Origin of the sequence: Pedobacter heparinus (assembly GCF_032678725.1) — a bacterium.
GTDB lineage: Bacteria > Bacteroidota > Bacteroidia > Sphingobacteriales > Sphingobacteriaceae > Pedobacter > Pedobacter heparinus_A.
This window is the reverse complement of record NZ_JAVTSC010000008.1, coordinates 217568-232812: the sequence shown is the minus strand read 5'-3', so window position 1 is coordinate 232812 and position 15245 is coordinate 217568. Positions and strand designations below refer to the sequence as shown.

Annotated in this window: 9 protein-coding genes; 7 read left to right on the top strand and 2 right to left on the bottom strand. The window is 43.9% G+C overall.

The genetic code is table 11. The features are described 5' to 3' along the window. The first annotated feature begins 28 nt into the window (after positions 1-28). A complete protein-coding gene (locus tag R2Q85_RS14135; RefSeq protein WP_316812444.1) occupies positions 29-715 on the top strand; it encodes an ABC transporter ATP-binding protein in 687 nt (228 codons plus the stop codon). After that, complete coding sequence (locus R2Q85_RS14130; RefSeq protein WP_316812443.1) at positions 708-3293, top strand: ABC transporter permease; 2586 nt, start codon at positions 708-710, stop codon at positions 3291-3293. The genes R2Q85_RS14135 and R2Q85_RS14130 overlap by 8 nt, the downstream gene beginning before the upstream one ends. On the opposite strand, the gene R2Q85_RS14125 is transcribed toward R2Q85_RS14130, so the two are convergent. Continuing rightward, the gene (locus tag R2Q85_RS14125; protein WP_316812442.1) at positions 3276-4688 is read right to left on the bottom strand and encodes a pyridoxal phosphate-dependent decarboxylase family protein; all 1413 of its coding nucleotides are present in this window, start codon (positions 4686-4688) and stop codon (positions 3276-3278) included. The two genes, R2Q85_RS14130 and R2Q85_RS14125, sit on opposite strands and share 18 nt — an antisense overlap. A gap of 95 nt (positions 4689-4783) precedes the next feature. Here R2Q85_RS14125 and R2Q85_RS14120 point away from each other — a divergent pair, with 95 nt between their 5' ends. Then, positions 4784-6760 carry a sensor histidine kinase gene (locus tag R2Q85_RS14120; protein WP_316812441.1) on the top strand — a complete coding sequence of 659 codons (1977 nt, stop codon included), beginning with the start codon at positions 4784-4786 and terminating at the stop codon, positions 6758-6760. A gap of 36 nt (positions 6761-6796) precedes the next feature. Then, positions 6797-7510, top strand: coding sequence for a hypothetical protein (locus R2Q85_RS14115; protein ID WP_316812440.1), 714 nt, complete (start codon positions 6797-6799; stop codon positions 7508-7510). A gap of 56 nt (positions 7511-7566) precedes the next feature. Here R2Q85_RS14115 and guaB read toward each other — a convergent pair whose 3' ends face one another. Continuing rightward, complete coding sequence (guaB, locus tag R2Q85_RS14110; RefSeq protein ID WP_316812439.1) at positions 7567-9036, bottom strand: IMP dehydrogenase; 1470 nt, start codon at positions 9034-9036, stop codon at positions 7567-7569. Between the two features lie 413 nt (positions 9037-9449). Between guaB and R2Q85_RS14105 the strand changes: the two genes are divergently transcribed. Genes R2Q85_RS14105 through R2Q85_RS14095 form a run of 3 tightly spaced genes read left to right on the top strand, consistent with a single transcriptional unit; the run spans position 9450 to position 15244 of the window. Further along, on the top strand, positions 9450-11285 hold the full coding sequence (locus R2Q85_RS14105; protein ID WP_316812438.1) for a PQQ-binding-like beta-propeller repeat protein: 1836 nt from the start codon (positions 9450-9452) through the stop codon (positions 11283-11285). Between the two features lie 57 nt (positions 11286-11342). Continuing rightward, positions 11343-13346: a DUF3857 domain-containing protein gene (locus R2Q85_RS14100; RefSeq protein ID WP_316812437.1), complete on the top strand. Its 2004-nt coding sequence runs from the start codon at positions 11343-11345 to the stop codon at positions 13344-13346. Between the two features lie 2 nt (positions 13347-13348). Continuing rightward, positions 13349-15244 carry a DUF3857 and transglutaminase domain-containing protein gene (locus R2Q85_RS14095; RefSeq protein WP_316812436.1) on the top strand — a complete coding sequence of 632 codons (1896 nt, stop codon included), beginning with the start codon at positions 13349-13351 and terminating at the stop codon, positions 15242-15244. The last annotated feature ends 1 nt before the right edge of the window (position 15245 follow it).

Sequence of the window (15245 nt, the reverse complement as noted above, 5' to 3'; positions counted from 1 at the left end):
GTTTAAAATATGCTTTAAATCTTTGTCCATGTCTGCCGAAAACATCCTTGAAATTCAAAATGTAAGTAAAACCTATAAAAGTGCCGGCAATGCCCTCACGGTACTCAGCAATATTAATTTTTCCATCAGTCAGGGTTCCACAGTTGCCATTACAGGGCCTTCAGGCAGTGGAAAAACTACTTTATTAGGGCTTTGTGCTGGCCTGGACAGAGCCAGTTCCGGCAGCGTATCCCTAACCAAGCTAAAGCTCGATCAGCTGAATGAAGACGAACGTGCGGCCATACGCAATAACTATATAGGCTTTATTTTTCAAAATTTTCAACTGATGCCCACTCTTACCGCAGTCGAAAACGTTATGGTACCCATGGAATTAAGGAGAGAAAAAAACGTAACTGAGCGCGCAATGGAACTGCTGAACAAAGTAGGTCTGTCAGACCGGGCACAACATTATCCCATCCAGCTGTCCGGCGGAGAACAGCAACGGGTATCCCTGGCAAGGGCTTTTTCCAATAAACCTGCCATTCTGTTTGCCGATGAACCTACCGGTAACCTGGACGGAGAAACCAGTGAGAAAATAGAACAACTGCTCTTTGAACTTAACCGGGAAGCCGGCACCACCCTGGTCATCGTAACACACGACCTGGAGCTGGCTGCCCGTACCAGCCGGATCATTAAATTAAAAGGTGGAATCATTCAATCCGATACCTATGCCTGAACATCAATTGCCGGTCAGCAGAGCAGTTGATGTACGCTGGCTATTCAAAATGGCCTGGAGAGACAGCCGGCACAACAAATCCCGTCTCTTCCTTTTCATCTCTTCTATTGTACTGGGTATTGCGGCACTTGTAGCGGTATATTCTTTCAGGGACAACCTGCAGCGCGATATTGATGCACAGGCGAAAACACTGACCGGAGCCGATCTGATCATTGAAGGCCGGAGGGCGCCCGATAAAAAAACAGCGGCCATACTGCAAAAACTGGGCGATGAAAAAGCAGCAGAAAGGAGTTTTCCATCCATGGTCTACTTCCTCAAAAACCAGGGCAGCAGGCTGGTCCAGATCAGGGCCCTGGAAGGCAATTATCCTTTTTACGGCGAAATAGAAAGCAGCCCTGCAGCTGCTTCAAAAACATTTAGGCAAGGCGGCAGAAAGGCATTGGTAGACAAAACCCTGATGCTCCAGTTTAACGCCCGGACCGGCGATTCCATTAAAGTGGGCGAGCTTAATTTTATCATCGCGGGTGCCTTAAATAAAGCACCGGGCCAAACGGGTATTTCTTCCAGTGTAGCCCCCATTGTTTATATCCCTTTGGCTTACCTGCAGCAAACCGGCCTTACAGAAATCGGCAGCCGCATCCAGTTTAAATATTATTTTAGGTACAATAATCCGGCTGTTGTAGAAAAAGTAGTTAAGCAACTAGAGCCAATATTGGAAAAAGAAGGATTAGACGCGGAAACCGTCGCTTCTAAAAAGGAAGATACCGGAAGGTCTTTCAGCGATGTGAACAGGTTTCTTGCCCTTTCCGGCTTCATTGCCCTGCTGCTCGGCTGTATAGGAGTAGGCAGCGCCATACATGTATACGTCAAAGAAAAAATGGCTGCCGTGGCCACCTTACGCTGTCTGGGACTGAGATCATCAGAAGCCTTTCTCATTTACCTCATCCAGATTGCAGCAATCGGACTCATTGGTGCTGTTGCAGGTTCCTTACTGGGTACCCTCATCCAGTTCCTGCTTCCCGCCGTATTAAAAGATTTTATCCCTGTCGAAATCACTATCCAGGTATCCTGGTGGGCTATGGGCCAGGGCATTTTACTGGGGCTCATCATCTCTGTACTGTTTGCACTCCCTTCGCTATTAGCGGTAAGGCACATTTCCCCTTTAAACGCATTGCGCTTATCCTTCGAAAAGACCAGCAGCCAGCGCGATTTTTTGAAGTGGGCAGTTTACCTCCTGATCTTGGTGTTTGTATTTGCTTTTACTCGCCTGCAAATGAGCAGCTGGCTGCAGGCCCTTGCTTTTACTGCCGGCATTGTCATTGCTTTTATCCTATTGTTTGCTTTATCCAGATTGCTGATGTGGCTGGTGCGCAGACTATTGCCAGCCAAAGCAGGCTACCTGTGGCGGCAGGGCTTTGCCAACCTCTACCGGCCCAACAACCAAACCCTGATGCTTACGGTATCCATTGGCTTGTCTACCGCCTTTATCTGTACCCTCTTCTTTGTGCAGGGCATCCTGATGAACCGCGTAACGCTTTCCTCCGGTAAAACCCAGGCCAATATGATCTTATTCGATATCCAGAACGACCAGCAGGAAGCCGTGGCCAGACTGGTAAAGTCACATCAGCTCCCAGTAATGAACCAGGTGCCTATTGTCACTGTACGCATTGCCGAAATCAACGGTAAAACCGCCGCGGCACTGGCAGCGGCCGATAGTACCGATACCACTTCCAAACAACGGGAACCCTCACAAAGGGCATTCCGGGGCGAACTCCGGGTTACCTTTCAGGATACACTGACAGCTGCCGAAAAAATAGCAGCAGGCACATGGAGCGGAACAGTAAAAGCCCCTGATCATATCGTATACGTATCTCTGGAAGAAAATTATGCCAAACGCATCCATGTAGAAGTAGGCGACAGCATACTGTTTAATGTCCAGGGCGCACTGATCCCTACCGTTGTAGGCAGTTTAAGGGAAGTAAACTGGAGCAGGATGCAGACCAATTTCCGTGTGGTTTTTCCAAAAGGTGTACTCGAAGATGCCCCGCAGTTCCATGTATTGATGACACGTGTACCTTCCGGCAAAGCATCTGCAGCTTTTCAAACAGCGGTTGTGCAGCATTTCCCAAATGTTTCGGTCATAGACCTTGGCCTGATCCTGCAGGTACTGGATGAACTGCTCGGTAAAATAGGTTTTGTAATCCGGTTTATGGCCCTGTTCAGCATGGCCACCGGCTGGATTGTACTGCTCTCGGCCGTACTGACGAGTAAAGGTCAACGCTTGCGCGAAAGTGTATTGTTAAGAACACTCGGTGCCAGCAGAAAACAGATCTTCAGCATCACCGCAATTGAATACCTGTTTCTGGGCGCGCTGGCCGCAGCAGCCGGAATGATCCTGGCCATGGCCGGAAGCTGGGTATTGGCCAAATACAGTTTCTCTACCAGCTTTACACCTGCAATCTGGCCCATAGTGGCCTTCTTTGCAGCCATAACGCTAATGGTCATCATTACCGGTGTGTGGAGTAGCAGAAAAGTATTGAATCAGCCACCCCTTGAAGTTTTAAGGAAAGATACTTAGCAGCGCATTTTCCATTTCTGCAATGGCGATGTCCATGTCTTCCTGACTGGTGCGCCAGTTTACAAAAGCGGCCCTGATGGCATTTTTTTGCTGGTACACTGTAGGGGTCATGAACACCCGTCCCCCTTCATTTAACAAATGAAGGTATTTAAAAACTTTGTCCTGATTTTCGTCGCCTTTCAACGTAAAACAAACGGTATTTAAACGTACTGGCGCCAGCAATTCGAAAGCAGTACTGTTTGCGATAAAATCGCCCAGCGCTTTAGCCATGGCTATTGACTGTATGACAATGTCTTGCTGCCCGGCACGCCCGTATGCTTTTAAGGAGAGCCATGCCGGCAAGGCTTTTAAGCGCCTGGAGTTCTCGGGCAAAAAGTTCAGGTAACTAAAATTATCCATAGGATCGCCAAGGTAAGGTGCATTAGAATTCTGGAAACTTTCTACCTGCAGGTGCTGGTGCTGTTTCCGAATCAGGAAAAAGGCATTTTCATAAGGCACATTCAGCCATTTATGACAATCTACCGTAATGCTGTCTGCCTGCTCCCAATCCTTCAGCAAATGCCGGTAATCAGGCGCACATGCTGCAAAGGCACCAAAAGCAGCATCAATATGCCACCAGAAATTATACTTATCCCGCAGCTTAAAGATCGCTTCAAAATCATCAAAATCTACCGTATTTACTGTTCCTGCACTCGAAATCAGGATAAAAGGCTGCCCATCCAGTTCCTGTATTTTCGCTTCCAAATCGGCTATAGCCATGGCTTCCCTGTTACCGGGCAATACCTGCAGTTTAATAAAATTCTGGCTGCCTATCCCCAGCATGGCCAGCGATTTTACAGCAGAGGAATGCGGCATGGCCGATAATACCTTTATGCCCGCCGGAACACCATTTCTGGCCACATCCAGCCCTAACTGCTTACCTGCCCATTGTCGGGCCACAGCCAGACAGGTAAAATTAGCCATGGTGGCACCCGTTACAAAGCCAGCGGTATAATCATCTGGCAAACCCAGCAATTGCAATAACAATTGAATGGTATCCAGCTCTATCAGTGCAGAAACATCGCCCTGCCCTTTTATGGATTGTGTATTCTGATCATAAACTGAAGTCAGCCAATCGCCGGCAATGGCAGCCGGTGTTGTCCCTCCGGTTACAAAACCCCAGTACCGTGGCCCTGCAGCAGCCACAATAATCGCGTCAAAGCTTGCTTTAAATTCCTTAAGCGCTTCCAATGTTCCCATTCCCCTTTCTTCCAGTAAAGCTGGGTTGGCCTGCATTGGCGTATCCACGCTGGTTGGCCGCCCGTTTATTCCATTCAAAAAGTCGAGCCCCTCCACCTTCACCTGCTCAAGTATCCCTGCAATATTCAATAAATCCTGTTTTAAAAGCTCATTCATGATCTGCTATTTATTCCTGCCTATTTGTAAAATTACAGCTTCTGTTCAGTTTCTTTAGTAAATTGTTTACATTAGAATAGTCCTTACCGAATTATATGCGTTTAATTACTCTCCTTCTCTTTTTTTTAGGATACCTGAATGTCAATACCTTTGCACAACCCATACGCCTTGACGCCCATACGCCCCATCATAACCTGGGTAAAGCGCTGACTTATTTTGAAGATAAAAACGCCAGTCTTAAACTCAGCCAGGTGATCAGCCTGGAAAAGGCCGGAAAATTTCAGCAGGGCCAAAAAGAAATACTTAACCTGGGCAATACCAAATCCGCCTTCTGGCTGAAAGTCGAATACTTAAGTGTTAACAATACCCGGGATTACCTGATTATTGATGTACCTAACATTGAGCACATAGATGCGTATATTCCTGTCAAAAAAGGCTTTATACACAGAAGAACAGGTGCTTTATATCCTGCTGTTCCCGGTGTTATTTCCACAAATAACTATATTTTCAGTTTGCCCGCCCAGGCAGAAAACACAGGTCCGTCCAGCATCTGGTTGCGCGTAAAAACAAACAACATCATGTTACTTCCCATTAAAATGGCTACTTCAGAGAATTTTTTACCCGGACAATCGGTAAAAAGCAAACTGCAAGCCATTTATATCGGCGTGTTGCTTACGCTGTTCCTGTTTAACATCTTTCTTTATTTTAGCATGAAAGACAGGACCTATCTTTATTATAGTCTCTATGTTTTTTCATTGGCTTTGTATGTAGTGGGCTATTTAAGGGGCTATAGTTATTTATTGGGCAACAACTTCAAAATGTTCATCAACCTATACCCGCACCTGCTGTTAAGCATATCCTCCATCTCCTGCATCCTCTTTTCTAAAAAGATCCTGAACCTGAAGACGACGTTACCACGCGCTATACAGGTATGTAATTTTTTAATTGGCATTTCCATCCTCATGTTCCTGACGAGTATCGCAGGTTATAAAAGCATATCAGCAACATTGGCCCAATATATTTCTATCAGTTCTTCTGTTATTTTATGGACTTTAGGCTTAATGGCTTATAAAAAAGGTTATAGCCCAGCCAGATACTATGTACTGGCCTGGACCTTTATTGCCCTGACCATTATTGCTGCAGTACTGAGCATGGAAGGAATATTTGATTACCATGACTACAGTTTTGAATTTGTACCTGTAGGTTCAACAATTGAATTGCTATTGCTGGCTTTTGCCCTGGGCGACCGTTACCGCAGCATTATCAGTAAGGAACGGATCACCCGTGAAGAGAATCTTTTACTGGTACAGTCCCAAAACCAGCGGCTGGAAGAACAGGTGGCAGACCGTACTTTAAAATTAAGTGAAAGCATTGTACAGCTCAAGGACTCTAATGCCGTAAAAAATAAATTGTTCTCTATTATCGCCCACGATCTGAGAAGTCCGTTCAATAGCCTGGTCAGTATTTTCTCCTTAAAGGACATGAACCTGCTAAACCTGGATGAACTTAAAATGCTGCTTAATGAGAATAAAAAAAGCATTGATACCATACACAACACCTTAAATAACCTGTTATATTGGGCAAAAAGCCAAATGGAGGGCCTAAACACACAACCTTCCGCATTTGACCTGAAACTGCTTATTGCAGACCTGGTATTGGTCTATTCCCCATTAACTCAGCTGAAAGGTCTGCGCATAGACCTGGAATTGCCAGACAACCTGATTGTTTATGCGGATGAGAACCAGATACAACTGGTATTCCGTAACCTGATTGACAATGCCATAAAGTTCTCCGCGGCATCACAAAGCATCAAAATCAGCCTGACAGAAGACCATCACCATACCGAAATTTATGTGAGCAACCCTATTTCCGATGCCAGGGGGCCAAACATACAGAACCTGACCAACCCAAATACTTTTGAAGCCAGCTATGGTACAGGGCAGGAAAAAGGGATAGGTTTGGGGCTCCATTTGTGCCGGGAATACATTAAAGCCAATGGCAGCGAACTGAAAGTTAAGCTTACCGACAGTTCGGTCTCCTTTTCCTTTCAGCTGCCCAAAATCAATTCCTGAACACTATTTAACGATATTTAGCGTTCCTTCTCCTATATGAAGCTTAAACTGACCCTCTTATTTTTAATTTGCTATACCGCATTGCAGGCCCAGCCTTTTGTATTTCCTGTACTCCCGGAACAGGGAAAATCGGTAACTGTACTTGTTCCGCAAAACTGGACGGTCATTGACAGCATTTCCGGAGACCTGAACAACGACAAGGTCAAAGACCTGGCCCTTATCCTCGAATTTTACCGGCCGGTAAAAGAAAACCGCGCCTACGGGGACAATGAAACCGAAATCATTACGGAAGTGCAAAAACCAAGGATACTGGCCATCTATTTCAGACGTTCCGCTTCGGGCGCTTACCGGATCGCTGCCCAAAATAACAATTTCATCCTGCGTTCTGAAGAAGGAGGAGCCATGGGCGACCCTTTAAGGCCTATAAGCATTGATTCCAATAAGCTTTCATTGGCCTTTGAAGGCGGCGCAAACTGGCGTTGGAAACTGCACTATACCTTTAAGTACCAGGATAAGGATTGGCAGCTGACCAAGGCTAATAATTATGCCTGGCATTCGGGTTCGGGCGAAATGAATGATAAGCAATACGATTTTATCAATAAAAAGCGTACCATTACCAGCGGCACCGTCAGCAACAGAAGATCGGCAAATGAAACCTTTGAACAACCTTTAGCCGTAAAGACCCTGCGTACATTTAGTAGTTTTAAAAAACCCTGGACCTGGGAGATCAGCCCGAATGATTTTTTATAATACACAAAAAGGCCTGTTAAATCATAAACAGGCCTTTTTATATAAAGTAGAAATTACTATCTTGAGTAATTTGGCGCTTCTTTAGTGATTGAAATATCATGTGGATGACTTTCTCTCATACCAGCTGCTGTAATGCGTACAAATTTAGCTTTCTGCAGATCTTCAATAGTAGCCGCACCGCAATAGTGCATGCCCGCCCTCAGGCCACCTACATATTGGTAAATCACTTCTGCCAATGTTCCTTTATAAGGTACACGACCAACAATACCTTCCGGAACCAGTTTGGTTACTACATCGGTTTCATCCTGAAAGTAACGGTCTTTTGATCCTTGTGACATGGCCTCAACCGAACCCATACCACGGTAAGATTTAAACTTACGACCTTCGTAAATGATGGTTTCACCCGGCGACTCTTCCACCCCTGCAAATAAGGATCCCGCCATAATTGAACTGGCACCAGCAGCAATAGCCTTTACAATATCTCCGGTTTGTTTGATACCCCCATCGGCAATAACCGGAATCCCTGTTCCGATAAGCGCCTGGGCACATTCAAAAACCGCATACAACTGGGGTACACCTACCCCGGCAATGATGCGGGTAGTGCAAATAGAACCCGGGCCAATACCTACTTTAACGGCATCAGCACCTGCAGCTGCCAAAGCCAGTGCAGCATCAGCTGTAGCAATGTTACCGGCAATCACCTGTAGTTCCGGCCATCTTTCTTTAATGGCCTTTACCATATCAATTACACCCTTAGAGTGACCATGGGCAGTATCAACAGTAACCACATCCACTCCTGCCTGTACCAGTGCCGCAACACGGTCAATATTATCGGCAGCTACACCCACCGCAGCGCCTACACGTAAACGGCCGCGTTCATCCTTACAGGCTTTGGGGTAGTTTTTATATTTCTGAATGTCTTTAAAAGTAATCAATCCGGCCAGATGCCCCTGTGCATCAATCACCGGAAGTTTTTCAATTTTATAATCCTGCAAAATCTCTTCTGCCTGTAAAAGCGTGGTGCCTTCAGGTGCGGTAATCAGGTTTTCCCTGGTCATCACTTCTGAAACTTTACGCTGCATATCTTTCTGAAAGCGCAGATCCCTGTTGGTGATGATACCGACAAGTTTATTATCTGCATCAATAACCGGGATGCCACCAATCTTAAAATCTTTCATGATCTGGAAAGCATCAGCAACTTTAGCATTGGCACTTAAGGTAACCGGATCCTGGATCATACCGCTTTCTGAGCGTTTTACCTTCCTTACCTCCTCTGCCTGGCGTTCAAGGCTCATGTTTTTGTGCAACATACCTATACCACCTGCCTGGGCAATGGCAATGGCCAGGCCAGCTTCGGTTACCGTATCCATTGCGGCAGAAACTATGGGAACATTAATGCGTATTTTTTTGGTCAGGAAACTTCCGGTATCCACATCACGTGGCAGAACTTCAGAATAGGCGGGCACTAATAATACGTCATCGTAAGTTAGTCCTTCAGCAATAAATTTATTGGGATCGAGTTGCATAGCAAATAATTTAAGAGTTACTATTTGCCGGGCAAAAATACGATTATTATTGATACTACGCAATAGTTTTGCGAATTAAGGCTATTGATTTTAAAACATTACAATCAGATTAAGTTTTATTGCAGCTATCCTGCTGGTATTAAATTTAAGCACAATTCCCGCATATTTAAAGGGTTAAACAGCTCAACTACTGCCTAATTATTTTTTTAAACTTTTTTGATCTTTATTAGGACCTTTATAGGACGTTGCTAGGTCCTTGCTAGGTTAAATAACCTTTAGAAAGATTTATAAATGTTCTAATAATGTTTTAATAATTTTTTTAATAGATAATTGAGCATACGATTGCGGGTCTATTCTTTTCAGATCTCATCAAAAAGCTGTAAATTGAGCGACACAAAAAATAACCGTAAAACATGAGACTGCTCCTTTCTTTTGCCATTTTCATCTGTTGCTTTTCAAACAGCAATGCGCAGACTTTTAAATATGCTTTTGTTACCGATACCCATGTGGGCACCGCAACTGGTGAAGAAGATTTAAGAAGGACGGTAACTGACATCAATAAACAAACAGAACTCGATTTTATTGTGGTTACGGGTGATGTAACTGAAATGGGCACAAAACTGGAGCTCAAGCTTGCGAAATCCATTTTAAGCCAACTGAAAAAGCCTTATTATGTAATTCCCGGCAATCATGATACCGGCTGGTCAGAATCCGGTGGAGTAGATTTCATCAGGGAGTTTGGAGATGATAAATTTACTTTTGATCACAACGGTTTCCGTTTTATAGCTTGTGCTTCCGGACCTTATGTCAGGATGTCTGATGGGCACATACCCAGGGACGCCGTGATCTGGATGGATAAGATATTAAAAAATACTTCAGCTACCATGCCTGTTATTTTTATCAACCATTACCCTGTTGACAGCAGTTTAGACAACTGGTATGAGGCAACCGACAGGATAAAAAAATACAACATCCAATATGCCATATGCGGGCATGGCCACTCCAATCAGGCGCTTAATTTTGAAGGTATTCCCGGCACTATGGGCCGCTCCAACTTAAGGGCAAAAGATAGCCTGGGTGGGTATAATATCGTAACCATGCGCAAAGACTCCGTATTGTTTGCAGTAAAAAAACCTGGCCTTTCTCTGGAAAACCCCTGGAGAAAAATTGCATTGGGTAAATTTACGTCCAGCAGTACCGGAAAGGTAGAAAGACCATCTTATGCCATAAACAACACTTATCCGCAGGTAAAAAAGGCCTGGAGCTACCATGCCCCTGCCAACGTCGTACTCACTCCTGCTGCCAGCAACAACCTAGTCATATTCGGCAACGCCATTGGAGAAGTAGAAGCCTTGTCGCTTAAGGACGGAAGCAAAAAATGGAGCTACAAAACAAAAGGGGCTATTTACTCTTCTCCTGCGATAGCAGGAAATTCGGTTGTACTGGGTTCTGGCGACGGGAGCATTTATGCACTGCAGCTCAACACGGGTAAACTGCTTTGGAAGTTTAACACCAGAGCTGCTGTTTTGGGTTCAGCGGTAATTGATAATGGTGTAGTTTTCATTGGCGGAAGCGACAACCACTTCCGGGCGATTGACCTGAAGACTGGCAAACAGATCTGGGCTTTTAATGAGGTTGAAGGTACTATTGTGGGGAAACCTTTGCTGTATAAAGGTAAAGTACTATTTGGTTCCTGGGGCCGGCATTTGTATACCCTTGACCAAAACAATGGCCGTCTGTTATGGAAATGGAACAATGGACATGCCAACCGCATGTTCTCACCGGCCATGTGTACACCTGTTGCCCACAATGACATAGTTTATTTTGCGGCTCCAGACAGGGTACTTACCGCCCTTGATGTAAATAACGGTACGACACTCTGGAGAAATAAGGAAGCTACAGTAAGGGAATCGACAGGACTCTCCGAAGATGGATCCATGATTTTTGGAAAAACCATGAATGATGAAATTGTAGCTTATAAAACTCAGGCGATAGATCCGGGTGTACTCTGGCGGTTAAATATGGGTTTTGGCTATGAACATGTACCTTCCATGCTCATCGCAAAAGACAAAGAGGTACTTTTTGGCACCCGCAACGGCGTAGTTTATGCATTTGATCCTGTAGTCCGCAAAACTGTCTGGGCACATAAAATAGACAACTCCATGGTAAATACTGTAAATGTACTGAGCAAAAATGCCATTTTGGTAGCCACAATGGATGGATTTGTGACGCTGCTGACGGTTAAGTAAATAAATTTTTTTCTTCTGCTGATATGTGTTATAATTGTGTAAATAAATTATCGCTCCATGCGCAAGAAAAATCTTTTTTTATGCTGCCTGCTCCTGCTAGTATCATTTTCGTATGCCCAGGAAAATGTAGTCAGCAAATCGAAATCTTTTAAATACGGAAAAATTGCACCCGCAGACTTTGAAACCAAAGCTATGGGTGCAGATTCGGCTGCTGCTGCAATAACCCTCTTTGATGTTGGAAAAGGGTATTTTGAGATCAGCCCAAAAACCGGTGATTTTGCCTTCGTTTTTGAAAGGCACATCCGTTATCAGATCATCAATAAGGCCGGGTACGATTACGGAAACCTGGAGCTTCGGTTTTACAAGCAGAATTCGGCCGAAGAAAAACTAGAATCTATGGATGCTGCCACCTACAACCTGGAAAACGGTAAAATTGTAGTCAGCAAAATAAATAAAGATGCCAAATTTTCTGAAAAGCAGGATAAAAACTATACCCTTAAAAAGTTTGCCCTGCCGAATATCAAGGAAGGCGCTATTGTGGAATATAAATACAAAACAAAATCTGACTTTATTTTCACCCTTCAGCCCTGGTATTTCCAAAGAAGTATTCCTACTTTGTATTCGGAGTTCGAAGTCAGCATTCCGGAATATTATAAATACAAGGTAAGGTCTGGTGGCTATCTGTTTTTAAACCCTAAACAGGAAACGGTGAATGAAACTTTTATGGCGTCGGGAGAAACCTTGAATACCTCCTGTTTAAAAATGCACTATCAGGTTGAAAATGTGCCTGCCCTGAAGAAAGAAAACTTCATCACCACGATGGAAGATTACGTCAGCAAAGTAGGTTTTGAATTGAGTTCGGTAACTGTGCCCGGACAAGTGTACAGGGAATATACGTCTTCCTGGCCTAAAATTGTTACAGGATTGAAAGCCGAAGAGAACTTTGGCCTTTTTCTAACTAAGAAAAGTTACAGCAAAAGCATTTTAAAAGACATTGTTAAAACAGCCACACAACCGGATACGGTATTGCAGCTCATTTTTAATTATGTAAAAAATCACATCAAATGGAACGACAATTATCGCGTTTATACTTCAGAAACTAATCCCAAAACAATTTTCGAGAAAAAAGTCGGGAATTCGGCCGATATCAATCTTTGTCTGCTGAGCCTTTTAAAGGAAGCAAACATTAATGCCTCCCCTGTTTTGCTGAGTACGCGCGAAAATGGTGCTCATCCTGGCTTCCCGATGATCACCGATTTTAATAATGTTATTGTTCAGGCAGAAATTGGTGACCGGATGATCCTTTTAGATGCTACCGATAAAGACCACGCGCCCAACATGATTGGCTACGAAAACCTGAACCATCAGGGTTTGAAAGTAAACCTTCCTGACGTCACGGCCGCATGGATATCGCTGGAAGAAGCCAATCTGAGTAAAACAAATATCAATTTAATGCTGACCCTGGACAAGGAGAATAAACTTAGTGGTAAATTATTTCTGTCCTCTACCCATTATGAAGCCTTAAACCGCAGGGGAAAGTATAATTTAGCCACAAATGAAACTGATTTTCTGAAGAGTTATAAAACCGACAGACCGGGCCTGGGTATAAAAAATTACAAAATCGAGAACCTTGCTGATCTTAGAGAGCCACTGGTGGAAAGTATGGATGTAACGATCGAAGACAACGTGGAGGAAGCGGGAAACCTGGCTTATTTTGCGCCGCTGTTGTTTGAAAGAACGAAGGAAAATCCGTTTAAACTGGAAGAAAGGATTTATCCTGTTGATTTTGCTTATCCTAAAGAAGAAAATTACCGCATCACCCTGGAATTCCCTAAAGAATACCACCTGGATAAATCGCCTAAAAATGAAAAAGTAGTATTACCGGATGATGCCGCCTCCTTCACTTTTATATTTGCTGCTGAAGAAAATAAACTGATGATCACAAGTAAGATCTCCCTGAAAAAAGCATTTTTCAGTCCGGAAGAATATCATTATTTAAAAGAACTTTTTAAGAATATCGTGAGAAAACAGGCCGAACAAATTGTATTTAAGAAAAGTTAAGCATGAAAAGATCAGTCCTTTTGACAGTTATCTTACTGACCTTTAGCGGCGTAAATGCCCAGGGGCTTTACGATGTGAGTAAAATTCCTGCTGATTTAATGAAAAACGCTTCAGTAATCATCAGAAATGAAGAACAGGTGTATGAAGTGAAAAATCCGGGAAATGCCGTTTTAAACTATAAGACCGCAATAACCATTTTGAACAAGAACGGAGAGGATGCCTCCAGCATGCACGAGTTTTACGATAAGTTCTCGAGTATTTCTAACCTGAAAGCCTGCCTTTATAATGACAAGGGAATTAAGGTTAAAGATTACAGGAGCTCAGATTTTAAGGACAGAAGTGCGGTTTCGGATGGCACACTGTACCAGGATGACAGGGTAAAATATCTCGATTTTATGTATACGGATTACCCCTATACGATAGAATTTAGCTATACAGTAGATTATAGTGGCATCCGCTCTTATCCAACCTGGTATCCGGCAAGCAGCTGGGGCTATGCGATAGAGAAATCTGAGTACACCTTCAGGATTCCTGAAACGATGACTTTCAAATACCTGAAAAGTAAGCAGGTAAAAACCGATTCCTTAAAGCTGAAGGATAAAATGCAGTACCAATGGAGCTGTAAAAACATCCCGGCACTGGAATATGAATCGATGAGTACAGGTTTAAAAAACGTGATGCCCTGGGTATCGGTGGCACCAAACCAGTTTGAATTTGACAATTCAAAAGCCAATATTGAAAACTGGTCTAACCTTGGTTCCTGGCTGTTTAACCTGAGCAACGGCATGCAGGTACTTCCTGAAGCCAAAAAAACCCTGGTACAGGGGCTTGTTAAAGATGCGAAGGATCCAAAAGAAAAAATAAAGATATTGTACAATTACCTGCAATCGAATACCAGATATGTGGGGGTACAATTGGGCATTGGCGGTTATAAACCCATTGCTGCAGATAAAGTTGCTGCTGTTAATTACGGGGATTGCAAGGGTTTGTCAAATTACATGAAAGCGATGTTGCAGGAAGCGGGCATCAAATCGGAACTGGTAATTATTGGTAACGATCTGCCTTCCTTAAATAAACAATATGCAAGCATGAACCAGACCAATCACATGATTCTATGCGTTCCGCTGGAAAAAGATACGGTATGGCTGGAATGTACCAGCCAGTTAATGCCGGCAGGTTTTATTGGCAACTCCAATTCCAACAGAACGGTATTGCTGATCACCGAAAACGGGGGTAAACTGGTGCAGACGCCGGCATATTATCCGGCAAGCAATTACCAGAAACGCAGTACAAAAGTGAACCTGGATGAAGAGGGTGCTGCTGAGATCAGCATTGAAACCCAGTATGGTAATGCCCAGTATGAAGACAATGTATCCATGTTGGTGATAGACCCTACTGCACAGCGGAAAAGGATCATGAATTCACTAAGCATCCCCAACATGCAGATTGGCACTTTGAGCTATACGCAACCGGATAAGAATCTGCCTGTACTGAAGGAGCAGATCGGTTTAAAATGTTCACAGCTGCTGACCAAGGGTGGAGATAAGTTATTTATGACCCTGAACCTGTTGAACAGGCAGGAAACTGCAGTAACTGCCCTGGAAGACCGGAAAACCTTTTTCAGCATTGACTATAGTTTTAATGATGAAGATGAGATCACCTATACCATACCGAAAGGGTATAAAGTAGAATTTATGCCCAAAGATGTGCTGATCGAATCGGAGTTTGGCAAATATACGGCGAAAGTGGTAGCTAAGGACAATACGTTGGTTTATACCCGCACAAAAACCATGACCAGCAAGGCCTATCCGCCAGAAAAGTACAACGACTTTGTGGCTTTTCATAGAAAGATTTATCAAGCTGATAAACAAAAAGGTATCCTGGCTAAAGTTGAATAGC